The 24,105-nt window shown below is 75.0% G+C and carries 15 protein-coding genes; 8 read left to right on the plus strand and 7 right to left on the minus strand.

Annotation, left to right across the window (positions count from 1 at the left end; translation table 11 throughout):
• Position 1: 1 nt before the first annotated feature.
• Positions 2 to 790, minus strand: coding sequence for a helical backbone metal receptor (locus ACH4SE_RS08590; protein WP_398542556.1), 789 nt, complete (start codon positions 788 to 790; stop codon positions 2 to 4).
• 87 nt (positions 791 to 877) lie between these two features.
• On the opposite strand from ACH4SE_RS08590, the gene ACH4SE_RS08595 reads away from it, so the two are divergent.
• Positions 878 to 1,780, plus strand: a complete 903-nt coding sequence (locus ACH4SE_RS08595; protein ID WP_398542686.1) for a 5'-3' exonuclease H3TH domain-containing protein — start codon at positions 878 to 880, stop codon at positions 1,778 to 1,780.
• Positions 1,781 to 1,883: 103 nt separating this feature from the next.
• Positions 1,884 to 2,717 (plus strand): polysaccharide deacetylase family protein, encoded by an 834-nt coding sequence (locus tag ACH4SE_RS08600; protein WP_398542557.1) that lies wholly within the window; start codon positions 1,884 to 1,886, stop codon positions 2,715 to 2,717.
• A gap of 27 nt (positions 2,718 to 2,744) precedes the next feature.
• On the opposite strand, the gene ACH4SE_RS08605 is transcribed toward ACH4SE_RS08600, so the two are convergent.
• Positions 2,745 to 4,517 carry a 2-isopropylmalate synthase gene (locus tag ACH4SE_RS08605; RefSeq protein WP_398542558.1) on the minus strand — a complete coding sequence of 591 codons (1,773 nt, stop codon included), beginning with the start codon at positions 4,515 to 4,517 and terminating at the stop codon, positions 2,745 to 2,747.
• Between the two features lie 174 nt (positions 4,518 to 4,691).
• Here ACH4SE_RS08605 and ACH4SE_RS08610 point away from each other — a divergent pair, with 174 nt between their 5' ends.
• Positions 4,692 to 5,384 carry a FadR/GntR family transcriptional regulator gene (locus ACH4SE_RS08610; RefSeq protein WP_398542559.1) on the plus strand — a complete coding sequence of 231 codons (693 nt, stop codon included), beginning with the start codon at positions 4,692 to 4,694 and terminating at the stop codon, positions 5,382 to 5,384.
• Between the two features lie 151 nt (positions 5,385 to 5,535).
• Here ACH4SE_RS08610 and ACH4SE_RS08615 read toward each other — a convergent pair whose 3' ends face one another.
• The 4 genes from ACH4SE_RS08615 to ACH4SE_RS08630 all read right to left on the minus strand — a co-directional run bounded on the left by ACH4SE_RS08615 (position 5,536) and on the right by ACH4SE_RS08630 (position 14,593).
• Entirely contained in the window at positions 5,536 to 9,630 is a 4,095-nt protein-coding gene (locus tag ACH4SE_RS08615; protein WP_398542560.1) for a carboxypeptidase regulatory-like domain-containing protein, read from the minus strand.
• A gap of 213 nt (positions 9,631 to 9,843) precedes the next feature.
• A complete protein-coding gene (locus ACH4SE_RS08620; RefSeq protein ID WP_398542561.1) occupies positions 9,844 to 10,839 on the minus strand; it encodes a LuxR C-terminal-related transcriptional regulator in 996 nt (331 codons plus the stop codon).
• Between the two features lie 192 nt (positions 10,840 to 11,031).
• Positions 11,032 to 12,729: an MFS transporter gene (locus tag ACH4SE_RS08625; RefSeq protein ID WP_398542562.1), complete on the minus strand. Its 1,698-nt coding sequence runs from the start codon at positions 12,727 to 12,729 to the stop codon at positions 11,032 to 11,034.
• Between the two features lie 205 nt (positions 12,730 to 12,934).
• Positions 12,935 to 14,593 carry a cellulase family glycosylhydrolase gene (locus ACH4SE_RS08630; protein ID WP_398542687.1) on the minus strand — a complete coding sequence of 553 codons (1,659 nt, stop codon included), beginning with the start codon at positions 14,591 to 14,593 and terminating at the stop codon, positions 12,935 to 12,937.
• A 408-nt stretch (positions 14,594 to 15,001) separates the two neighbouring features.
• On the opposite strand from ACH4SE_RS08630, the gene ACH4SE_RS08635 reads away from it, so the two are divergent.
• Together ACH4SE_RS08635 and ACH4SE_RS08640 are read left to right on the plus strand one after the other, a co-directional pair.
• Complete coding sequence (locus ACH4SE_RS08635; protein ID WP_398542563.1) at positions 15,002 to 15,856, plus strand: siderophore-interacting protein; 855 nt, start codon at positions 15,002 to 15,004, stop codon at positions 15,854 to 15,856.
• 777 nt (positions 15,857 to 16,633) lie between these two features.
• Complete coding sequence (locus tag ACH4SE_RS08640) at positions 16,634 to 18,190, plus strand: amino acid permease (protein ID WP_398542564.1); 1,557 nt, start codon at positions 16,634 to 16,636, stop codon at positions 18,188 to 18,190.
• Positions 18,191 to 18,269: 79 nt separating this feature from the next.
• Here ACH4SE_RS08640 and ACH4SE_RS08645 read toward each other — a convergent pair whose 3' ends face one another.
• The gene (locus ACH4SE_RS08645; protein WP_398542565.1) at positions 18,270 to 18,926 is read right to left on the minus strand and encodes a TetR/AcrR family transcriptional regulator; all 657 of its coding nucleotides are present in this window, start codon (positions 18,924 to 18,926) and stop codon (positions 18,270 to 18,272) included.
• A 145-nt stretch (positions 18,927 to 19,071) separates the two neighbouring features.
• Here ACH4SE_RS08645 and ACH4SE_RS08650 point away from each other — a divergent pair, with 145 nt between their 5' ends.
• Genes ACH4SE_RS08650 through uca form a run of 3 tightly spaced genes read left to right on the plus strand, consistent with a single transcriptional unit; the run spans position 19,072 to position 24,055 of the window.
• Positions 19,072 to 19,875, plus strand: coding sequence for an urea amidolyase associated protein UAAP1 (locus tag ACH4SE_RS08650; RefSeq protein WP_398542566.1), 804 nt, complete (start codon positions 19,072 to 19,074; stop codon positions 19,873 to 19,875).
• Positions 19,875 to 20,498, plus strand: a complete 624-nt coding sequence (locus tag ACH4SE_RS08655) for an urea amidolyase associated protein UAAP2 (protein WP_398542567.1) — start codon at positions 19,875 to 19,877, stop codon at positions 20,496 to 20,498. Before ACH4SE_RS08650 ends, ACH4SE_RS08655 begins: the two co-directional genes overlap by 1 nt.
• Positions 20,495 to 24,055 carry an urea carboxylase gene (gene uca, locus ACH4SE_RS08660; protein WP_398542568.1) on the plus strand — a complete coding sequence of 1,187 codons (3,561 nt, stop codon included), beginning with the start codon at positions 20,495 to 20,497 and terminating at the stop codon, positions 24,053 to 24,055. The genes ACH4SE_RS08655 and uca overlap by 4 nt, the downstream gene beginning before the upstream one ends.
• The last annotated feature ends 50 nt before the right edge of the window (positions 24,056 to 24,105 follow it).

Consider the following 24,105-nt stretch of genomic DNA (forward strand, 5'->3'; position numbering starts at 1 on the left):
CTCAGCCCACCGCGGCCAGCGCCCGCGCGAGCACCCCGGGTGCCTCCACGAGGGACGGCCCGTACCAGGTCAGGTGGCGTCCGCCGACGAGGGCCGCGGGGATGCCGGGGAAGGCCTCGGGGCCGTCGTCCGCGGTGAAGCGGTAGGGCTCGTCGGGCAGGACGACGATGTCGGGCCGGGCGGCGAGGAGTTCGGGCAGCGGGATCCGCGGGTAGCGCTCGGGGTGCCCGGCGTGGAGGTTGCGGACGCCGAGGCGGGCGAGCACGTCCCCGGCGAAGGTGTCGCGGCCCAGCACCGTCCACGGGCGGCGCCAGACGGGTACGACCGCGGCGCGCGCCGGGGCGGCGGGGGTGACGTCCCGCCAGGCGGCCTCGGCGGCGTCCAGCCAGGCGGGGCGGGCGAGCCCGCAGCCCCGCGTCAGCAGCCGGTCCAGTTCGGCGAAGGCCTGCGGCAGCGAGCGCACTTCGGTGACCAGGACGTCGAGTCCCGCGTGGCGCAGCGCGTCGAGGTCGGCGGGGCGGTTCTCCTCCTCGTTGGCGACGACCAGGTCGGGCGCGAGCGCGGCGACCGCGGCCACGTCGGGGTTCTTGGTGCCCCCGACGCGGACGACGTCCAGGTCCGGGGGGTGGGTGCACCAGTCGGTCGCCCCGGCCAGCAGCCCGGGCGCGGTCGCGGCCACCGCCTCGGTCAGCGAGGGCACGAGCGACACGACGCGGCGCACGCGCGCTCCGGCCCGCACGTGCCCGCCCGGCCGTGCGCGCGGTGAGGGCGCGCGGTGGGGGTGCGTCATGCGCCCACGGTACGGGCCGCTGTCGGTGGGGCGTGCCATGCTGGGCCGGTGACCGACCAGAACGCCCGCGCCCCTCACGACCGGCTCATGCTGCTCGACACGGCGAGCCTGTACTTCCGTGCGTATTTCGGCGTGCCCGAATCGGTGCGCGCGCCGGACGGCACGCCGGTCAACGCGGTGCGCGGGCTGCTGGACTTCATCGCCCGCCTGGTCGCCGACCACTCCCCCACCGCGCTGGTGGCGTGCATGGACGCGGACTGGCGCCCGCAGTGGCGGGTGGAGCTGATCCCGTCGTACAAGGCGCACCGGGTCGCCGACGAGGCCGAGGGCAGCGAGGACGTGCCGGACACGCTGTCCCCGCAGGTGCCCGTCATCGAGGCGGTGCTGGACGCGGTGGGCATCGCCCGTGTCGGGGTGCCCGGTTACGAGGCGGACGACGTGATCGGCACCCTCGCCGCGAGCGCGCGCACCCCGGTGGCGATCGTGACGGGCGACCGCGACCTGTTCCAGCTCGTGGACGACGCACGGGGCGTCCGCGTGCTCTTCCCGCGCAAGGGCGTGGGCGATTGCGACGTGCTGGACGAGGCCGCGATCGAGGAGCGCTACGGGGTGCGCGCCCGGCAGTACGCGGATTTCGCCGCGCTGCGCGGGGACCCGAGCGACGGCCTGCCGGGGGTGAAGGGCATCGGCGAGAAGACGGCGGCCCAACTGGTGACGGAGTACGGCGACCTGGCGGCGGTGCGGGCGGCCGCGGCCGACCCGTTCTCCCGGCTGACGCCCGCGCGGCGCCGCAACATCGCGGCGGCGGCCGGCTACCTGGACGTGGCACCGCGGGTGGTCGCGGTCGCCAGGGACGTCCCGCTGCCGCCGTTCGACGCGACGCTGCCCTCGGCCCCGGCCGCCCCCCGGGCGCTGGACGCGCTGGCGCGGACGTGGGGCCTGGGCGGTTCGCTGTCCCGGCTGCTGGAGTCGCTGGCGGCCGTCCGGTAGGGCGCCTGCGCGGGCCCCCCGATCACCCCTCTATACGCTGTGGGTATAGTTCACGGCGTTCCGACAGCAGCGCCCCCATGAACCGACCCGCGGAGGTACCGCCATGCCCCATGCCATATCCGTCCCGCGCCGTGGAAGGCGGCGGGCGGCGCTGGTCGCCGGGATCGCGGCGGCCGGCCTCGGGCTGGGGATCAGCGGCTGCGGCGCGACGTACGACGCGCAGTCTCCGCACGACGCGCGCGAGAACGCCTACAAGGCGGCCGCGAAGGCGGCGAAGGACGGGGACACGGACGGGAAGGCCGCGGCGGCGCTGCCCGCCGGGGCGGTGGACTGCCGCAAGGCCAAGTGCATAGCGCTGACCTTCGACGCGGGTCCGAGCAACAACACCCCGGCGCTGCTGAAGGTGCTCGACGAGAAGAAGGTCCGGGTCACCTTCTTCCTCCTCGGCCACAACCATGTCGACAAATACCCCGAGCTGGTCAAGCAGATGGGCCAGAACGGCAATGTGCTGGGCAACCACACCTGGACCCACCGCCGGCTCACCGACCTCAAGCCCGCCGAGATACGCACCGAGCTCAACCACCTCGACGACGAGGTGGAGAAGCTCACCGGCAAGCGCCCGACCCTGATGCGCCCGCCGCAGGGCCGCACCGACGAGAAGGTCTCCAAGGTGTGCAAGGAGCTGGGCATCGCCCAGGTGCTGTGGAGCGACACCGCGAGCGACTACGCCACGACCGACTCCGCGCTCATCAAGAAGCGGATACTCAAGGACGCGAGCCGGGACGGCATCATCATCCTGCACGACCTCTACAAGGGGACCGTGCCGGCCGTCCCGGGCATCATCGACGCGCTGCGGGCACAGGGCTACACCTTCGTGACGGTGCCCGAACTGCTCGCCCCGGCCACACCCGAGCCGGGCAAGGTCTACCGCCCCTGATCCCCCGCGCCCGCAGCCGCGCCGCCGTCAGCGCCGGTTGACGGCGGCCAGCACGGCCCGTACCGAAGCGGTCAGCACCGACGTGTCCCGCCCGGCGCCCCACCGCACGGCGCCGCCGACGCGGCAGCGCACGTACGCGACCGCGGGGCTGTCGGGGCCGGTGCCCGCGGCGTGCTCGGTGTAGTCGAGGATGTCCACCTCGGTCCCGGCGTCCGCGAACGCCGCCGCCAGCGCGGACAGCGGGCCGTTGCCACGGCCGCGCAGCTTGGTCTCCGTGCCGTCCCCGGTGTGGCGCAGCACGCCGGTGAACTCGTGGACGCCGGGCGTGTCCTCGGCCGTGCGCCAGTCGCCGAGCGCGAGCGGGCCGTCGGCCGGGTCCAGGTACTCCGCGGCGAACAGCTCGCCGAGCTGCTCCGCGGTGACCTCCGCGCCGCTGTCGTCCGCGGCGCTCTGCACGACCTGCGAGAATTCCGCGCGCAGCGGCGCGGGCAGTTCCAGGCCGTGCCGGGTGGCGAGCAGGTAGCCGATCCCGCCCTTGCCGGACTGGCTGTTGACACGGATGACGGCCTCGTAGTCGCGGCCGATGTCGGCCGGGTCGATCGGCAGGTACGGCACCTCCCACGGCGCCTCGCTCTCCGGGACGCCCAGCTCGGCGGCCCGCCGCGCGTGGTGGTCGAAGCCCTTCTTGATGGCGTCCTGGTGGGTGCCGGAGTAGGCGGTGTGCACCAGGTCCCCGACGTAGGGGTGGCGGCCGGGGACGGGCAGCCGGTTGCAGTGCTCCACGGTGCGGCGGACCGCGTCGATGTCGGAGAAGTCGATCATCGGGTCGACCCCTTGCGTGTGCAGGTTGAGCGCGAGGGTCACCAGGTCCACGTTGCCCGTGCGCTCGCCGTTGCCGAACAGGCAGCCCTCGACGCGCTGCGCGCCCGCCATCACCGCGAGTTCGGCGCAGGCGACGCCCGTGCCGCGGTCGTTGTGCGGGTGGACGGACAGGATCACCGCGTCCCTGCGCTCCAGGTGGCGGTGCATGTACTCGATCTGGTCGGCGTAGACGTCGGGCGTGGCGATCTCCACGGTGGCGGGCAGGTTGTGCACGACGGGCCGCTCCGGGCTCGCGTCCCACAGCGCGGTCAGGCCGTTGCAGACCTCCAGGACGTAGTCCGGCTCGGTCAGGTTGAAGACCTCGGGCGAGAACTGGAAGCGCACACCGGGCTGCGCCTCGCCCAGCCGGGCCATCTGCCGCGCCGCCTCCTCGATCATGTCCCGCAGCTCCCGCCGCCCCCGCCCGATGACGACGTCGCGCCAGGTGGGCGCGGTGGCGGTGTAGAGGTGGACGACGGTACGCGGCAGGCCGCGGATCGAGGCGAAGGTCGCCTCGATCAGGTCGGCGCGGGCGGCGGTGAAGACGACGACCGTCACGTCCCCGGGCACGGCGCCCGAGGTGGCCAGGTGCCGGACGAAGTCGAAGTCGGTGCGGCTGGCCGACGGGTAGCCGACCTCGATCTCCTTGTAGCCCATGGTGACCATGAGGTCGAACATCCGCCGCTTGCGCGCCGGGTCCATGGGCTCGGCCAGCGCCTGGTTGCCGTCCCGCAGGTCGACCGGCACCCACAGCGGGGCGCGCTCCGTCCGCCGGCCGGGCCACTGCCGGTCGGCCGGACGGGGGATCTCCACCCGCCGGTGCGCGGGCCGGTAGCGGTACGAGGGCATCGCGCTGCCCCGCTGCGGATTCCACCAGGGGGCGCCCTGCGGGACGGGTCCCGCGGGAGTGCGCAGCCCGCCCATGACATCGGGGTTCATCACAGTGGTACGTCCTTCGCTGATCGGCGTGCCGGGTAGACCGGCAGCGCCGAACCCCGCGGCGGGGTGCCGGTCGCGTCAGGCCCCGCCGCGGCATCCGAGAAGGAGGATCCGCTGCATGGGGGGTAGACTAGCGCTCGTCAACTCCTCAGACAACCTGAGAGGTGAGGTGCCATGCCGCTCGGCTCGCTGCGACCCAGCCCGCTGGTGGAGCAGGCCACGGAGCATCTGCGCGAGCAGATCGTCGGCGGGCAGTGGCCGGTGGGCACCCGGCTGCCCGGCGAGACCGCGCTCGCCGCGCAGCTCGGCGTCGGCCGGTCCACCGTCCGCGAGGCGCTGCGCGCGCTCGCCGGCGCGGGCCTGGTCAGGTCCCGCCAGGGCGCCGGGGTCTTCGTCGTCTCCACCGAGCCCGACGAGGACTTCGGCACGCGCCTGCGGCGGGCGGCCGTCGCCGACGTCTACGAGGTGCGGGCCATGGTCGAGGTCCAGGCCGCGCGGCTCGCCGCGGAGCGGCGCACGGAGGCGGACCTGGCCGGCCTGGAAGCCGCCCTCGCCGCCCGGCGCGCGGCCGCGGGACGCGGCGCCGCCGCGTTCGTCGACGCGGACGTCGCGCTGCACGCGGGCGTCGTCGCGGCGGCGCACAACCCCGTCCTCACGGACCTCTTCGCCGAGTTCGCGCCCGTCCTGCGCGAGGGGCTCGTCGACCTCGTCTCCCTCCTCGGCCTGCGGTCCGCCCCGCCGGGCGACGGCGACGCCGCCCACACCGCCCTCGTCGCGGCCGTCGCGGCCGGCGACCCCGTCGCCGCCGCGCACATCGTCGAGGCCGAGTTCGCCTCGACCCTCGCCCTGCTGCGCCCCCCGCCGTGACGCGCCGCGCGGGCCACCCGCACCCGGCGGCGGGTGGCCCGCACCCCCGCCGGGAGAGCGCGCGGGACACCGCGACGCGCACACCCGTGGCGCGCGGCCCCCGGCCCCGCGGTGGGCCCCCGCGAGGAGGGGCCCACCGCGGGGCGGCGGGTCAGTCCTTCAGGAGCGAGAAGTCGCCCGTGGTCGTCGCCCCCTTCGCGATGCGGAGCGTCGTCGTCGTCGGCTGGTAGCCGTCCTTGGCGACGATCAGCTGCAAGGGGTTGTTCCGCACGTCGAGCCAGAGCGCGTAGGTGCCCTCCTTGGTGGTCCTGAGGGTGTAGTGCGTGGCCCAGGTGTTGATCTGGACCGTGGCACCGGCCAGCGGCTTGCCGCCGGACGTCACCGTGCCGGTGATCTTGCCCCAGGTCGCCGGCGGGTTCACGGTGAGGCTCACGCCGACCGCGGCCACGGGGTACGGCGTGTCGCTCCCGACCCCCAGCGAGGCGGTGAGCGTCCCCGGCTGGGTGATCTCCGGCACGGACGCGTCCAGGCCGAGGGTCACCGTGGCACTGGCGCCCGGGTCGAGGGTGAGCGTGCCGGTGCTCTCGGTCAGCCAGCTGACGTCGGTGCTGTCGGCCTGGTCGTAGCCGGGCAGCACCTCCGCGGTCTTCGCGGGGACCTGGCCGGCGAGGCCGCCGACCGCGTAGAAGCCGGTGCTGCCGCCGCCGCGGTAGAGCGAGGCGGTGGCGTTGGGCAGCGCCGTCCAGGTGTTGTCGTCGGGCCGGTAGGCCCAGGCCTGGTTGGTGAGCGCGCTGGCGGCGTCGACGGCACCGCCCTTGACGAGCAGCAGGCCGTTGGCGGCGGTGTAGGCGGTGCCCCACGCGTCGGTGGGCTGGTCGGCGATCGGTGACCAGGAGTCGGACGCCGGGTCGTAGACGTAGGCGTGGGTGAGGGCGGCGTCGTCGGTGGTGCCGCCGGAGCAGTAGAGCTTCCCGCCGATGCCGCCGCAGGCCTCCCAGGCCACCGCCTCGGGGTAGGCCGCGAGCTGCGTCCAGGTGTCGGACGCCGGGTCGTACGCGGTCACGTCGGTGGTGCCGCACGCGGTGCCGGTGCATCCGCCGACGGAGTAGAGCCTGCCGCCGACGACCGCGCTGCCCGCGCCGGCGTACGGCTTGGGCGAGCTGGCGCCGGTGCTCCAGCTGTTGGTGGCGGGGTCGTAGATCTCCAGCTTGGCGTCCGGGGCGCCGGAAGCGCCCCAGCCGCCGACCGCGTAGAGCTTGCCGCCGATGACGCCGTGCGCCGGGGCCTCACGGGTGTCGGCGGCGGGGGCCAGCTCGGTCCAGGCGCCGCTGTCCGCGCTGTACGCGTAGAGGTCGCTGGTGTCGTCCAGCCCGGTGTAGCCGTACGCGGAGTAGACGGTCCCGCCGTACGTGAAGACCGCGTTGTCGCCGGTGGTGACGGGCAGGTCGGGGAGGGCGTTCCAGGCGTCGCCCGCCGCCGGGTCGGCCGCGGGGGTGACGGCCCCGGCACCGGCCGCGCGCTGTGCGGCGAGCGAGCGCGGCGAGTAGTGGCCCTTGACGAGGTGGAGCGGCGCGCCCGCCTTCTGGGCGGTGAAGCCGCCGGGGTTCTCGCCGAGGGTGACGGTGGCGGGCGCGGTGCCGGTGTTCTTGACGGTGACGGCCTGGGTGGTGCTCTTGCCCCAGGCGACGGTCCGGCTCACCTCGGCGGGCGTGATCTTGATGCGGCCCGCCTTGAGGGTGAGGTTGCGCTGCGCGGCGCCGTCCGCCGGCACGGTCACGGCGGCCGTGGCGGTGGTGTAGTGCGACGCGGCCGCGCTCACCTGGTGCTTGCCGGTGGCGTGCGAGAAGAACCAGTAGAAGCCGTCGTCGAGGCCGGGGTCGTCCGGCGTGGCGGCCGTCGTGGCGTGGTCGGCGGGGTGGTCGGTGCTGGTGACGGTGGCGCCGTTGACGCCGTCCTTGGTGTTGGCGTCCCTGACGTTGCCGACGACGAGGCCGCCGGGCACCGGGTCGAAGGAGCGCTTGCCGACGAAGACGTTGTCGAGCTGCCACCAGTACGCCCAGGTCCCGGTGTAGTGGAAGCGCAGCCGGACGTCGCTCCTGCCCGCGTAGCCGGTCAGCGGGATCTCGACGTGCTTGCCGGACACCGACGCGGTGGTCTGCTTCCACACGCTGGTCCAGGTGGTGCCGCCGTCCGCGGAGACGTCCACGGAGGCGGTGGAGCTGGTGTACTCGCGGTAGTCGGTGTCGAAGGCGAGCAGCGGGTCGGTGGTGCCGCTCAGGTCGTACGACGGCGAGAGCAGCGAGGTGTCCTGGTGCAGGCCCTGGCCGAAGTCGTCGCTGTCGACGATCGCGAAGCCGCCGCTGCCGCCGGTGCGGTTGCCGCGCTTGCCCGGGTCGTCGAAGGTCCAGCCGCCGGTGGTGCCGTCGGCGTCGGCGACACTCCAGCCCTCGGGGGCGGCGGCGGTCGACGTGAAGGGCTCGGTGGCGCCGTTCAGGTGGACGGCGTAGCCGGGCGCGTCGGTCGACGAACTCTCCACGGGGACCGCGATGTCGACCGAGCTGTCGGCCTCCCCGACCTCGACGGTCCTGTCGACCGGCCGGTAGCCCGGGTAGCCGGACGTGACGTGCAGGGTGTACGTGCTGTCCTGCGGCAGCGTCAGGGAGTAGGCGCCGGTGGCGGGGTCGGTGTGGACCGCGCCGCCGGGCACGCCCTTCGCGGTGATCGCGGCGTACAGCGGCCAGCCGTGGCCCGAGCCGTCCGTGACGCGGCCGGTGACGGTGCGGGTGGGCACCGCGTCGAGCGCGAACGACTCGGTGACGGTGCCGCCGTCGGCGACCTCGACCCCGGCGGCGCTGCCGCTCCGGTAGCCGTACGCGGCGGCCGTCACGTCGTACGTGCCGGGCGCGACGTCCACTGTGTAGGTGCCGTCCGCGGCGGTGGTGGCGGCGGCGGCGCCCACGGTGACCTTCGCGCCGGCCAGCGGCGCGCCGGTGGCGTGGTCGGTGACGGCGCCGGCCACCACGCCGTGCGGGCCGCTGGAGAAGGCGGCCGGGCCGTTGGGCGTGCCGAGGCCGGTCGGGCCGTCGTAGCCGGGCCCGGCGGTGCACAGCGCGGCCGGGGTGCAGGAGCCGTTGTCGCCGTCCGTCACGTCGTTGAGCGCGCCGGGGCGGGCGTACGGGTAGGAGTTGGGGTACGTGCCGGCGCCGGGGGTGCCGGCGGCCGCGTACACGCCCGCGATGAGCGGGGAGGAGGCGCTGGTGCCGCCGTAGACCGCCCAGCCGCCGCCCCCGTAGGTCTGGTAGACGGAGACGCCGGTCACCGGGTCGGCCACCGCCGCGACGTCGGCCACCGACCGCTTGCCGCACGCGCTGTCGGTCTGGAAGGCCGGCTTGGGCTCGTACAGCGAGCAGCCGGATCCCGGCCCGCCGTAGGCGTTGTTCCACACCGACTCGCTCCAGCCGCGCGCGCTGCCCGCGTCCACCGTCAGCGAGGTGCCGCCGACCGAGGTGACGTACCGGGAGGAGGCGGGATAGCTCACGCCGTAGCCGTCGTCACCGCTGGAGGCGACGACCGCGACACCCGGGTGGTTGTAGTACGGGTCGAGGTCCGTGGTCTCCGACGGGTCCTCACCGCTGCCGGGGGTGGTGTCGTAGCCGGTGCCGTAGGAGTTGGAGACGTACTTGGCGCCGAGCGCGACGGCCTGGTCCACCGAGGCGCCCAGGTCCTCGACGTAGGAGGAGTCGGCCTCGACCAGCAGGATGTGGGCCAGCGGAGCGGCCGCCGAGACCATGTCCAGGTCGAGGCTGATCTCGCCGGACCAGTCGGGGTCGGCCTCCGGCAGGTCGTCGCCGCCGCGCTGGCTCACCTTGCGGAAGCAGCCGTTGTCGCTGGTGCAGGGTGGCAGCCCGTACTGCGCGCGGTAGACGGCGAGGTCGGCCTCGGCGGTCGGGTCGTCGTAGGCGTCGACGACGGCGACGGTCCGGCCGGCGCCGCCGTCGGCCGGGAGCGCGTAGGCGCTCTGCAGGTCGGTGGCGCCGAATCCGGACGGGGTGGCGGCGTGCGGCTGGAGGCCGGTCCTGGCCGCGACGTCGGTTCTGCGCAGCGCGAGGCACGCGGCGTGCCGGGGCTGCGGGGTGTCGCACTGCCGCACGACGTCCGGCTTCTTCGCGGGGGCCGCGGCGGCCGGGCCCGCAGCGGGTATCTGCAGGCCGACGACCGCGAGCGCGGCCGTTGCGAGGAAGGCCACCGCACCTGTGGCGCGGCGGCGGCGTCTGAGAACGGGTATCCGCAAGGGGGGTCTCCCTGGGGCAGGTGGGACCCCGCGCGGCAGGGTGCGTCGCGGGGGTCACGGCCGTTCGGACCGCTGGCGTATACATGTGCCTCAGGCGCCCCAGGGATTCGTCAAACGGTTGACGAATACCTGACACTCCATGCTCCGCTGTGCGGAGTCGCCTTCCCGTCATCCGGACGGGCGCCGTACGTCCCCCTCCGGCCGGCCGTCCGGTCGTCCGTCCGGAAGCTCGTCCAGCCAGCCGTGCCGGGCCGCGTGCCAGACCAGCTGGATGCGGTTGTCGACGCCCGCCTCGCGCTGCATCGCCGCCACGTGCCGCTGCACGGTCCGCACGGCCACGCCCAGCGAACGCGCCATCGCCGCGTCCGTGCTGCCGCTCGCCAGCATCCCCAGCACCCGTAACCGCAGGGCGCTGCGCGGCTGCTGGACGTCCGGGCGGCGGCCCAGCGGAACGCTGCCCGCCCACACCACGCCGAACAGCGCGGTCAGCGCGTCCAGCAGCGGACCGGCCAGCACCACCAGCATCACCGGCTCCGGGCCCTCGGCCTCCGGCGGCGGCATGAGGGCGACCCGGCCGTCGGCGATCTCCAGCCGGACCGGGAGCCGGCCGGTGACCCGGACGGCCGTCAGCGGATCGCCCGGCGGCCCGAACGCACCCGCCGCCTCCAGCCCGGCCCGCTCGAACACCACCCGCCGCGGCACCCCGGCCGCCACCGCCCCGCGCGGCGCGGCCGCCGAGCCCGGCACGAAGGCCGTGACCTCCCGCGACGCCGCGCCCTGGACCTCCGCGACCCGCCGCGCGATCGCCGCCCGCCCCGCGACGACCTGCACGGCCTCCTCGGCCCGGTGGCTCTCGTGGACGCGCTGGTACTCCGCGTCCAGCCGGTCGAGCAGCTCGCGCCCCAGCCGCAGCTGTTCCTGCGCGTGCGACAGCAGGGGGCGGAAGCCTGCGTGGGGCGGTACGGGGTACCACCGCCCGTCGTGGCCCCTGCGCGCCAGACCGCGGGCCGCGAGTTCGCCGCAGGCCGCCTGGGCGCGGTCCGCCGGCACCGCCATCTGGCGGGCGAGTTCGCCCGCGGCGACGCCGCGCGTGGACACCAGCAGGGAATACGCCCGGTCCGCGTCCGGGCTCAACCCAAGGGCCTCAAACGGACGTTCGGTCATGTGGCCGCACAATAGCCTGCCGGCGGGCTTGACGCCTTGATTACCCGACCGGACTTGACTCTTGACACTCTCCCCGCGGCCCCACCGGGTGCCTCCTGCGGCGGCGCCCGGACCTTCCGCCGCCGGCGGCCGGTCGCGCGGCCCGCTCCAGGAGGCACCGGCGTACGGAAGGTGCCCCGGGGCGCGGAGGGCTCAGCCAAGCGCAGCGAGCTCCGCGGCGACCGCGGCCTCGTGGGCGCGGGCGTCCTCGCGGGCCCGGCGCGGGCTCCAGCGGCCGGACATCAGGAAGACGAAGGGCAGGAAGAGCACCTGCCCGCCGACGCAGACCCACCACCACGTGCGCCACTGCCCGGGGCCGTCGTGCGCGGCCTTCTGGACCTTCGTGCCGTACTGCCGGAGGACCGCCAGCTGGGGCTGCGCCTTCTGGACGACGGCGAGGCCGGCCGGCCCGACCTCCTGCACCGCGCGGGCCGTGACGTCCGCGGGCGCCTTCCCGGGCGGGTACGCGCCGAGTTCGGCGAAGATCCGCGGGTGCGCGGAGACGACGGCAAGCGCCGGCGCCGCCTGCGCCTGCGCCGCCGCGACCTGCGGGCCGTGCTCGACGAGCGGCGTGACGGAGGTGACCAGCACCGGGATGAGCGCGGAGGAGACGGCGACGACGATCCGCACCGTCCACCCCCACACGGCGAGCCCGGTGGCCGTCGCCGCCGGGTTGTGCTTCTCGACCGTCTCGGTGAAGCCCGCCATCCACGGGCCGTAGGCCACCCCGCTGAAGACGCCGATGCCGACGAAGAGCCAGGCGAAGGTGTGGTAACCGGTCTCCGGGTGGGTGGCCCGGGTGGCGAAGACGGCCGTCACCGCGATCGAGCCGACCGCCCCGGCGACCATGAAGGGCTTGCGCACCCTGAGCCTGTCCGACAGCAGCCCGACGGCCACCAGCGCGATCGCGTTCGCCGCCCAGTACCAGTTGGCGACGGCGTTGGCGCGCTGCTCGCTGTAGCCGTAGGTGGTGGCGAAGAAGACGACGAAGTTGCCGACCGCCGCGAAGTAGAGCAGCAGGAAGAGCGCGATGCCGAGCCCCGGTCCGGCGACGGCCGGCCGCAGCATCTGGCGCCACTGGCCGCCGCGGGCGAGCACCTGCGGGTCGATGCCCTTGGCGCGGGCCTCGACGAGCGTGCGGTCGCGCAGCGAGACCATGATCTGGTCGCGCAGCGCCGGGGAGAGCTCGCGCAGGCCCACGACCGCGAGGGCGAAGACGGCCAGCCCGGCGATCGCGGAGAAGCGCAGCTCGTCCTGCCAACTGGAGGTGTCCAGCGTGCGGCTGGTGACGGTGGTGACGACCAGGCTGCCGACGACCGGCCCCATGGTCCACGCCCCCATCGCGGTGGCCCTCCCCAACTGCGGCGAGAAGTCCCGGATCAGTGCGGGTGTGGCGACCAGGACGACGCCCTCGACGACGCTGACGAGCGCGAAGAGCACCAGGTAGGTGGCCTTCCCGCCGGCGTTCGGCAGCCCGAGGAGGACCAGCAGCGAGGCGACGAGCAGCCCGTAGACGACCATGTTGGCGCGTCCCCAGCGGTCGGCGAGCCCGGCGGCGAGCGAGGCGAAGGCGCCCGCCGCGTTGCCGATCACCGAGACCCACACGAAGTAGCGGTAGCTCATGTCGAAGTGCGTGATGATCGACGTGGCCACGGCGTACTGGATGTAGAGCATGTAGTAGAGCACGACGGTGGTGACCACCACGATGGCGAGGTACACCATGCGCGGCGCGGTCGCCGGGTACGCGGCCAGGTCGCGGCGGTGGAGCCGGCCGAGGAGCGTGCGGGGGCGGGGGTCCGCGGGCTGCGGTCCGGGTCTGTCGTCGTCGAACGGTGTCGGGGTGGCGGACATGCGGGTCCTCCAGGGGATGCGGAAACCGGCGTCAGTGACGGAGTGTGGGCAGAGGCTAGTACCGACCGGTCGGTATGCCTAGGGGTCTGCACGGGTCCGCCACCGCGCGGCCGGGGCGCGTCGCGGCGGAAAACGGCCGCCGGCGGGCCCCCTGTCAGGGGACCCGCCGGCGGTTACCTGCCCGGAGGGGTGCCTCAGCCGCCCGTCAGGCGGCGGTGCAGCTCAGCGCCGGGGATCCGACAGCGCCGGACGACGTGCCCTGGAAGCCGAAGCTCGTGGACGCCGCCGGGGCGATCGTGCCGTTGTAGCTGAGGTTCTTCGCGGTGACCGACGCGCCGGACTGCGTGATGGTGGCGCTCCAGCCGCTGGTCTCCTGCTGGTTGCCGGGCCAGGTCCAGGTGACCGTCCAGCCGGAGATGGCCGCGGAGCCGGAGTTGGTCACGGTGACGCTGGCCGTGAAGCCGGTGTCCCACTGGTTGTCGACGTGCAGCGTGGCGGTGCAGCCCTTGTTGGTGCTCCCGCCGGTGGTGCCGGTGGACGTGCCCGTGCTCGTCCCCGTCGAGGTGCCGGTGGAGGTGCCCGTGCTCGTCCCCGTGCTCGTCCCCGTCGAGGTGCCGGTGGAGGTGCCCGTGCTCGTGCCCGTGCTCGTCCCCGTCGAGGTGCCGGTGGACGTCCCCGTGCTGGTGCCCGTCGAGGTGCCGCCGTTCGTGGTGCCCGTGGAGCCGCCGAAGGTCGGGGCCTTGATCGAGGTCAGGTAGCCGTCCTTGACGGTGTCGACGCTCTGCCAGTCGTCCTTGAGGATGCCGCCGGTGTCACCGGAGTCGGGGTTCCACGACCAGAAGGTCCAGCTGAAGCTGTCGCCGCCGTTGCCGGAGGTCGGCTTCAGGTAGCTGACGAGCGCCTTGAGCCACTGCTGGTCGATGGTCGACTGGAGCGTCGTGCCGAACTCGCCGACCCACACCGGGGCGATGTTCTGCTCGAAGAGGTAGCCCCAGTACTTCGACCACACGGACGGCATGTTGGCCGGGAAGGTCGGGTCGGTGAACCAGGTCTGCTGGGCGACGCTGGTGGCGTAGTCGTGGGCGGAGTAGACGACGCGGTTGGCGACGCTCAGCTGGACCGGGTACTGCCCGGCGCCCATCAGGTTGCCGCCCCACCAGCCGGAGACGCCGTTGAAGGTCTGGATGCCCTCGACGAAGATCAGCAGGTTGGGGTTGACGCCCAGGATCGCGTTGCCCGCGCGCTCGGCGGCGAGCCGCCAGTCGACGGTGGTGTCCCCGCAGCCCCAGCAGGCCGGGTCGTGCGGCTCGTTGTGCAGGTCGATGCCGACGACGGCGGTGTTGTTCTGGTAACGCGTCGCGAGGGCCTTGAGGTTGGCGATCCACGTCGACTCGGGGACGCTGCTGGTGTACCAGAGGGCGGACTGCCCGCTGGAGTCCGGCCGGTGCCGGTCCAGGATCACCCGCAGGCCCACGGAGCCCGCGTAGTTCACGATCTTGTCCATGATCTGGAGCGGGCTGAGGCCCTGCAGATCCTGGTTCATGTTGTAGAAGGTGATGCTGTTGGCCGTCGCACCGGCCTTGAAGATGTCGTCGCTGTAGGGCAGCCGGATGGTGTTGTAGCCGAGCTGCTTCATCTGGTCGATCATGCTCTTGTAGTCGCGCGACCAGAGGCCGTGCACCACCTCGTTGCTGGTCTCGAAGCCGAACCAGTTGATGCCCGCGATGCGCACCGCCTGGTTGTTCGAGTCCAGGATCTGCCGGCCGCTGGTGTGCCAGTAGCCGCTGCCCGCGGCGGCCGCCGCCGAGGGCGCCGCCGCGGCGTTGGCGTGGCTCTGCCCCGCGATCGACAGCAGGGCGAGCATCGCCGCGGCGACAGCCGCCGCGACCAGCACGCGCAGCCGCCGCAGGCTTCTCAGCGGACTCCGGACATCCGGATAGGGAACCACGGTGCGCTTCCTCTCGGTGGGGGGAACGGGAACGCTTCGGTTCGTGGCGTGTGGGGTTGCCTCGTCAGCCATGGGAGCGCTCCCATTGGCTACAAGGTATGGAAGCGAGGCCACCCGACGGCCGTCAAGGGGTCGTACGGCCTTCACCTTCTGAACGCGGAACCTCCCGTGCCGCACCGGCGGCCCGCCACCGGGCGGCCGAGCGGTCCCCACCCCCCTCCCGGCACCGGGAACCGCGGCCGCCGTGCGGACAATCGTGCACCCCCGGACCCCCCTCGGGTTAGGCTCGCCTAAGTAGCACCTCCGGCAGAGAGCGGGTATCCCATGGCAGAGCGACCGGCACGCAGGACCCCCCGAGCACGGCACGCCACGGTGGTGCGTACCGGGCGGGTCACCCCGCGGATGGTGCGCGTGGTGCTGGCCGTCGATCCCGCCGACCGGCCGGATCTCGGCGCCTTCACCGACCACTACGTCAAGCTGGTCTTCCCGCCCGAGGGCGTGGAGTACCCGCGCCCGCTGGACATGGAGGCGGTACGCCGCGACCTGCCGCGCGAGCAGTGGCCGCGGACCAGGACCTACACCGTGCGGGCCTGGGACCCGGAGGCCGGCGAGATGACCCTCGACTTCGTCCACCACGGCGACGAGGGCCTCGCCGGGCCGTGGGCGGCGGCCGCCCGGCCCGGGGACGGCATCGACTTCATGGGCCCCGGTGGCGCCTACGCGCCCGACCCGGCGGCCGGCTGGCACCTGCTGGCCGGTGACGAGAGCGCGCTGCCGGCCATCGCCGCGGCCGTCGAGGCGCTGCCGCCGGGCGCGCCGGCGAAGGTCTTCGTGGAGGTCGCCGGCCCCGCCGAGGAGCAGAAGCTGGAGGGCGCCGGTCCCGGCGACGTCGAGGTGGTCTGGCTGCACCGCGGCGGGCGCCCGGTCGGCGAGGCGCTGGTCGCCGCCGTGACCGGGATGACGGTGCCCGAGGGCGACGCGCAGGTCTTCGTCCACGGCGAGGCGGGCTTCGTCAAGGAACTGCGCCGCTTCGTACGGCTGGAGCTGGGGGTGCCCCGCGAGCGGCTGTCGGTGTCCGGCTACTGGCGGCGCGGCTCGGACGAGGACGGCTGGCAGTCGTCCAAGCGGGAGTGGAACGCCGAGGTGGAGCGCGAGCAGGAGTCGGACGGGCGGCCGTAGGGCGGGGTGAACGGACGGGCGCGGCCGGTGGGTTGACCGGCCGCGCCCGCGTGCGTCGCCGCCGGCTCGCACCGGGCGCCGGCCGGGGCGGAGGCCGCGGGTGGGCAGCCGCGCCGTGAGCAGGGGCGGCGTGCCGCCCGGCCCGGCGCCGCACCCCCGGCAGGGGCCCGCGGACACCGCCGAACGCCACGTGGCGAGCGCCGGGGCGACGGGACCGGAGCCGGCGGCGTACCGCGTCCCGCCGGCCGTGAAGGCGGAGGAGAGGAACGCCGGGCCTCGGCCGCCGGGAGGTGACGCCGGTGGCGCTCCCGCACGGCCGCACCGGCGCGCCGGCCGGACGGGAAGGGCCGCCGAGGACCGCGCCAGGCAGCGGCGGCCCCGCAGCGCCCCCGGGTGGCCGGCGCCGCCGGGGTCACCGCGCTGAACGACCGGCACCGGCCGGGCGGGAAGAGGCGCCGAGGACCGCGCCGGGGCACCCGGCGGCAGCGGCGGCCCCGCAGCGCCCTTGGGTGGCCGGCGCCGCCGGGGTCACCGCGCTGAACGACCGGCACCGGCCGGGCGGGCGGACCCGGGCCCCGCCGCACCCCGTCGGCCTTCGCCGGCCCCGCCCGGCACCGCGAGCCGCCGCCCCCCCTCGGCGGCCGCGGGGCCGGGCGTCCCCGTGAGGACTTCGGCCCGCGACGGACACGGCTGCGTGATGCGGCGGAAACACCCCGTGCCTAATTTCTGTCGCCCGACAGGAACACCGGACAGCACCACCCGACAGGGGGCCCGGCCATGACCACCAGCAGACCGCCCACCACCCGGGAGCGGCCGCCGCGGGACGTGCGGACCGCCGCGCACGCCACCGGCACCGACGCCGGCACCGGCACCGGCAGCGCCGCCGACACCGCCGGGCTCGCCGGCTTCGGCTATCCCCAGGAGCTCCACCGCAGCCTCGGCCGCTACGCGTCCTTCGCCGCGGGCTTCTCCTTCATCTCCGTCCTGACCACCGTCTTCCAGTTCTTCGCCTTCGGCTACTCCTTCGGCGGCCCCCGCTTCTTCTGGACCTGGCCCGCCGTCCTGGCCGGGCAGCTGCTGGTCGCCGCGTGCTTCGCGGAACTCGCCGCCCGCTACCCGATCTCCGGCGCCGTCTACCAGTGGTCCACCCGGCTCTCCAACGCCGTCTTCGGCTGGTTCGCGGGCTGGATCATGGTGCTCGGGCAGATCGTGGTCGTCGCGGCGGCCGCGCTCGCGCTCCAGGTGGTGCTGCCCGCGGTGTGGTCCGGCTTCCAGGTCATCGGGACGGACACCTCGCCGGTGTCGCCGGACGGCGCGGCGAACGCGGCGCTGCTCGGCATCGTGCTGCTCGTGCTCACCACGGCGGTCAACCTGCTGGACAACAAGGTCATGTCGGTGGTCAACCGGGTCGGCGTGACCGCCGAGATCGCCGGCGCGGTGCTCATCGTCGTCCTGCTGCTCACCCACGCCGACCGCTCGCCGTCGGTCACCGTGCACAGCGGGGGCGGCGGATCGGCGCTGCTGGTCGGGTCGTTCGCGGCCGCGTACGTGATGATCGGCTTCGACAGCGCGGGCGAGATGAGCGAGGAGACGCGCGACCCGCGCCGGGTCGCGCCGCGCACCATCCTCACCGCGCTGGCCGCCGCCGGGGCGCTCGCCTCGCTGCTGGTGCTCGCGGCGCTGCTCGCCGCGCCCAGCCTCAGCGACGGGCGGCTCGGCACCGACGGGCTGTCGTACGTCCTGACCAGCCGGCTAGGCGACGGGCTCGGCCGGGTGCTGCTGTGCGACGTGGCCCTCGCGGTGGCCGTCGCGACGCTGGCGATCCAGACGTCCGCGACGCGCATGCTCTTCTCGATGGCGCGGGACCGGGCGCTGCCCCTCTCCCCCGCGCTCGCCCGCGTCTCGCCGCGCACCGGGCAGCCGCCCGTACCCGCGCTCGTGGTGGGCGCCCTCGCGGCGGCGGTACTGCTCATCGCGTTCGCGTCGCCGGACGCCTGGCTGGCCATCGGTACGACGTGCATCGTCATGCTGTACCTGGCGTACTCGATGGTGACGGGCCCGCAGCTGCTGCGGCGGCTTCGGGCGCCGCTCCCGCCGGTGACGGACGAATCCGGCGCCCCCGCGTTCTCACTCGGCCGCTGGGGAGTCCCGGTCAACGCCGCGGCCCTCCTGTACGGCCTCGCGATGACCGTCAACCTCGCCTGGCCGCGGGCCGCCGTCTACGACCCCACGGGCGGGCACTGGTACTTCCGCTGGTTCACCCTGCTCTTCCTCGGGTCCGCGCTGGTGCTCGGCGCCGCCTTCCGCGCCTTCCGCCGCGCCTTCCCGTCCTGAGCCGGGCCCTCCGGACCGCCGCTCGCGGTGTCCGGCGCGGCCTCCGGGCCGGGCGCGCCCCCGGGCGTGCCCGGCGGGGTCAGGGGCGGCCGGGCACGCAGCCGGCGATACGGAGGGCGGCGTCGGCCGTGGCGGAGGCGAAATCCGCGCCCGTGCGGTCGCGGGGGGCGAGGATCACGCCCTCGATGAGGGCGAAGAGCAGGTCGGCGCGCAGGGCCGGCTCCCCCGGCGGAAGGGCCGCGCCCACCGCGGTGGCGGCCAGCAGCGCCGCGTAGGCCTCCCGCAGCTCGCCCCGCGCGGAGCGGAACGCGGCGAAGCGCTCGGCCCGCACCTCGGGCAGCAGGTAGAGGGCGCCGAGGTTGTGCGGCCCGGCGCACAGCAGCTCGACGTCGGCGCGGCACAGCTCCCACAGCCGCCGCTCGGCGGGGCGTTCGCGGTCGGCGAGCAGGGACCGCGCGAGGGCGAGGGACGGGGTGACGGTGCCCTCCAGCAGCTCCGCGAGCAGCTCCTCCTTGCCGCTGACGTAGTGGTACATGGTCGCCTGCCGCATGCCCGCCCGCTCGGCCACGGCCCGCGTGGTGGTGGCGGTGTAGCCGCGGGTGGTGAAGAGTTCGGCCGCGGCGGCGAGGATCTCCTGCCGCGGGGTGAGCCCGCTGTCGGGCCGGGCCTGCGCGCGGGGCCGCCCGACGCGCCGCCCGCGCCCGACCCTGCCGCTGCCCGGTTCCGTACCGCTCACGCCGCGATCGTCGCACAACCGCGGACCTGTCTCCGTACGGGGCGGGCGCGGTGAGCGGCCGGTAACGCGGGCGCAACGCGCGGGCAATCGGGCGGAATCCGCCGCCGCCTAATTTCTGTCGCACGACAGAAACAGGAGGTGCGGCGTGGCGGCAGGGGCGACAGGGACGACGTACGGCGCGCGGGCCCACGCGCGGGCGCAGCAGGGGCGGCGGGCGGCGGCGATGCCGCTGGTACCGGCGCCCGACGGCCTGGTCTGGGCCGAGACGGTCGCGGGGGGCAACTACACGCACAAGGCGCTGGCCAGGGGCACCGAGCTGCGGCTCGCCGACCCGACCGGCACCGCGTGCGCGCACGTGCTGCTCTTCGTCACCGGCAGCCCGTGGGAGCGGCTGAACGTCGCCGACACCGTGAAGGTGCAGTGGAACGCCTACCTGGGCGCGGGGCGGCTGCTGCTGTCCGACCAGGGCCGGGTACTGGCCTCCCTCGTGGCGGACACCAGCGGGCGGCACGACACGCTGTGCGGCACGTCCACCGCCGTACGCAACACCGCGCGCTACGGGGACGGTTCGCCGCAGGGCGGCAGCCCGGCGGGGCGGGAGCTGTTCACCCTGGCCGCGGCCAAGCACGGGCTGGAGCCGCGCGACCTGCCGCCGTCCCTGTCGTTCTTCCAGGGCGTGCGCGTCGATTCGGACGGGAGCCTGGAGTTCACCGGTTCGGCGGGCCCGGGCACCGCGGTGACGCTGCGCGCGGAGATGCCGCTGACGGTGCTGCTGGCGAACGTGCCGCACCCGCTGGACCCGCACCCGTCCTACGTGTGCGGCCCGTTGGAGGTCACCGCACGGCCGGGGCGGCCGACCGCGCCGGGCGATCCGCTGTGGGACGACACCCCCGAGGGCCGCCGCGCCTTCCAGAACACCGCCGAGCACCTGACCGCGAGGGGGCTGTGATGACCGCGACCACCGAAACGACCACGACCGTCGCCGCCCGCGCCCCCTGGTCCGCGGTGATCCCCCGGGGGGGCCTGCTGACCATCACCGACCTGCACGGCAACCAGGCGGTGGACTTCCTCGTCTACGACGCCGCCGACACCGCGGTCCGCTACAGCGCGCCGGACACCCTCCAGGCACAGGGCAACATCTTCCTGGCCACCGGCAGCGTCCTGATGTCCAACGAGCACACCCCGCTGATGACGGTGACGGCCGACGGCTGCGGCGGGCACGACACGATCGCCGGTGCCTGCTCGAAGGAGTCCAACACCCTGCGCTACGGCCACCACACCTGGTCGCAGCACGCCTGCGCGGACAACTTCCTCGCCGAGGGCGCCCGTTGGGGGCTCGGCAAGCGCGACATGGTGAGCAACGTCAACTGGTACATGAACGTCCCCGTCGAGGACGACGGCACCCTCGGCATCGTCGACGGCCGCTCGGCCGCCGGGCTCGCCGTGACGCTGCGGGCCGAGCGGGACGTGCTGGTACTGGTCTCCAACTGCCCCCAGATCAACAACCCCTGCAACGGCTTCGACCCGACACCGGTACGGATGACGGTCACCCTCCCGGGAGCGGACCGATGAGCTTCGACACGCTGCTGGTCGCCAACCGCGGCGAGATCGCCGCCCGGGTGCTGCGCACCGCGCGCCGCATGGGACTGCGGACGGTCGCGGTCTTCTCCGACCCCGACCGCGGCGCCCCGCACGTCCGGCTCGCGGACACCGCCGTGCGGCTGGGGCCCGCGCCCGCCAAGGAGAGCTACCTCGACGCGGGGGCGGTGCTCGCCGCCGCCCGCGAGACGGGGGCCGGCGCGGTGCACCCCGGCTACGGCTTCCTGTCCGAGGACGCGGACTTCGCCCGCCGCTGCGAGGCCGCCGGGCTGGTCTTCGTCGGCCCCGAGCCGCGGCACCTGGAGGTCTTCGGCGCCAAGCACACCGCGCGGGCGGCCGCGCAGGCGGCCGGTGTGCCCCTGCTGCCGGGCACCGGGCTGCTCCCCGGCCTGGACGCCGCGCTCGCCGCCGCCGCGGACCTCGGCTACCCGGTGATGCTCAAGGCCACCGGCGGCGGGGGCGGCATCGGGATGCGCGCCTGCCGCACCCCCGCCGAACTGGCCGCGGCCTGGGAGCCCGTGGAGCGCGCCGCGGCGGCCGGCTTCTCCTCCGCCGGGCTCTTCCTGGAACGCCTGGTGGAGCGGGCCCGGCACGTCGAGGTGCAGGTCTTCGGTGACGGCCGCGGCGGGGTGACCGTGCTCGGCGACCGTGACTGCTCCCTCCAGCGGCGCCACCAGAAGGTGCTGGAGGAGGCCCCGGCACCGGGCCTGCCCGCCCCCCTGCGCGCGCAACTGGCGGAAAGCGCCCGCGCGCTGTGCGCCTCGGTCGGCTACCGCTCGGCCGGGACGGTGGAGTTCGTCTACGACGCCGAGCGCGCCGAGGCGTACTTCCTGGAGGTCAACACCCGCCTCCAGGTGGAGCACCCGGTCACCGAGGAGACCTACGGCGTCGACCTGGTGGAGTGGATGCTGCGGCTCGCCCGCGACGGGGAGGCGCCCGCCGCCGCGCCCGGGCCGCGCGGCCACGCGGTCGAGGCGCGCGTCTACGCCGAGGACCCGGCCCGCGGGCACCGGCCCAGCGCCGGGGTGCTCACCCGGGTGGAGTTCCCGCCGGACGTACGGGTGGACACCTGGGTCGCGACCGGCACCGAGGTGACCACCGCCTACGACCCCATGCTGGCCAAGGTGATCGCCTACGGAGCCGACCGCGAGGAGGCGCTGGACCGGCTCGCCGGGGCCCTCGCGGCCACCCGGGTCGACGGCGTCGAGACCAACCTCGGCCTGCTGCGGGCCGCGCTCGCCGAACCGGCGCTGCGCGCCGCCGTCCACCACACCGCCACGCTGGGGGGCGTCACCGACACCTCGCGGCGGATCGACGTGGTGCGCGCCGGTACCCTCACCACCGTCCAGGACTGGCCGGGCCGCACGGGCCTGTGGCACGTCGGGGTGCCGCCCTGCGGGCCGATGGACGACCTGTCCTTCCGGCTCGGCAACACCGCGCTGGGCAACGGCGAAGGCGCCGCCGGTCTCGAATGCACGCTCCAGGGACCGGCGTTGCGCTTCAGCCACGCCACGACCGTGTGCGTCACCGGCGCGCCCGCGCCCGTCACCGTCGACGGCCGCCCGGTGCCGCAGTGGGAGCCGGTCACCGTGCCGGCCGGCGGGCTGCTGGACGTCGGCGCGCCGCACGAGGCGGGCCTGCGCACGTACGTCCTGGTCGCCGGGGGGCTGGACGTGCCCCCGTACCTCGGCAGCGCCGCGACCTTCACACTCGGCCGCTTCGGCGGGCACGGCGGGCGGGCGCTGCGCACCGCGGACGTCCTGCACGGCGGCGTCACCGCGGACGGCACGCCCGTCGCACCCGCCCGGCGCCCCGCGATCGGCACCACGTGGGAGATCGGCGTGGTCGAAGGCCCGCACGCGGCGCCGGAGTTCTTCACCGAACAGGACATCGACGACTTCTACGCGGCCAGTTGGAGCGTGCACTTCAACTCCGCCCGCACCGGTGTCCGGCTCGTCGGCCCCAGGCCGCGCTGGGCGCGCCCGGACGGCGGCGAGGCGGGCCTGCACCCGTCCAACATCCACGACACGCCCTACGCGGTCGGCGCCGTCGACTTCACCGGCGACATGCCCGTGCTGCTCGGACCGGACGGGCCCTCGCTCGGCGGCTTCGTCTGCCCGGCCACCGTGGTGACCGGACAGCGCTGGAAACTGGGGCAATTGCGGCCCGGCGACACCGTGCGCTTCGTGCCCGTCACCGAGGACGCCGCCGCCCGGCTGCGGGCCGCGCCCGCGGCGGCGCCCGTCGCGTGCCGGCCGGCGACCGGCGACGGCGGCGTCCTCGGCCGCGCCGAACCGGGCGCCGACCGCCCCGCGGTGACCTACCGGCGCAGCGGCGACGACAACCTCCTCGTCGAGTACGGCCCCATGCAGCTGGACCTGGCGATGCGGATGCGGGTGCACGCGCTCGCGGAGCACCTCGCCGCGCAGCGGCTGCCCGGCGTCGTCGACCTCACGCCCGGCATCCGCTCGCTCCAGATCCACGTCGACCCCGACGTGCTGCCGGCCGGCAAGCTGCTCGGGCTCGTCCGCGAGGCCGAGGACCTGCTCCCGCCCACCGAGCACCTGGTGGTGCCCAGCCGCACCGTCCACCTGCCGCTGTCCTGGGACGACCCCGCGACCCGCGAGGCGATCGCCCGCTACATGGCGGGCGTCCGCGACGACGCGCCCTGGTGCCCGTGGAACATCGAGTTCATCCGGCGGGTCAACGGGCTCGACTCCGTCGACGACGTGTACCGCACGGTCTTCGACGCGGAGTACCTGGTGCTCGGGCTCGGCGACGTCTACCTCGGGGCGCCCGTCGCCACGCCGCTCGACCCGCGGCACCGGCTCGTCACCACCAAGTACAACCCGGCACGTACCTGGACCGCCGAGAACTCCGTCGGCATCGGCGGGGCCTACCTGTGCATCTACGGCATGGAGGGGCCCGGCGGCTACCAGTTCGTCGGGCGTACGGTCCAGGTCTGGTCCGGGCGGGACGCGGCCGCGGGCTCCGCCGAGCCGTGGCTGCTGCGCTTCTTCGACCGCATCCGGTGGTATCCGGTCGAGGCCGACGAACTCCTCGACCTGCGGGCCGACATGGCCGCCGGGCGCCTGCGGCTGCGGGTGGAGGAGGGCGAGTTCGCCCTCGCGGAGCACATGCGCTTCCTCGCCGGGAACGCGGAGTCCATCGCGGGCTTCCGCGCCCGGCAGCAGGCCGCCTTCGCGGCGGAGCGGTCGGCCTGGGAGGCCGCCGGGGAATTCGCCCGGGCCGACTCCGCGGGGGCGGCTCCCGCCGCCCCGGGCCCGGAGGAGGTCGCGGTGCCGCCGGGCGGCTGCGCGGTCGAGGCGGAGTTCGCGGCGGGGGTGTGGCGGGTCGCCGTCCGCCAGGGCGACCGCGTCGCGGCGGGGCAGAACCTGCTCACGCTGGAGGCGATGAAGATGGAGTCCCCGGTGGCCGCGCCCGTCGCCGGCCGCGTGTCGGCCGTGCACGTCGCGCCGGGCGACCAGGTCTCCCCCGGCACCGCCCTGCTGACCCTGGCCCCCCTGTGACGCCGTCCCGCCCGCCCCGCCCGGCACGGGCTGGCTTCCCACCGGAACGG

Source organism: Streptomyces sp. NPDC020983 (assembly GCF_044333485.1).
Taxonomy (GTDB): domain Bacteria; phylum Actinomycetota; class Actinomycetes; order Streptomycetales; family Streptomycetaceae; genus Actinacidiphila.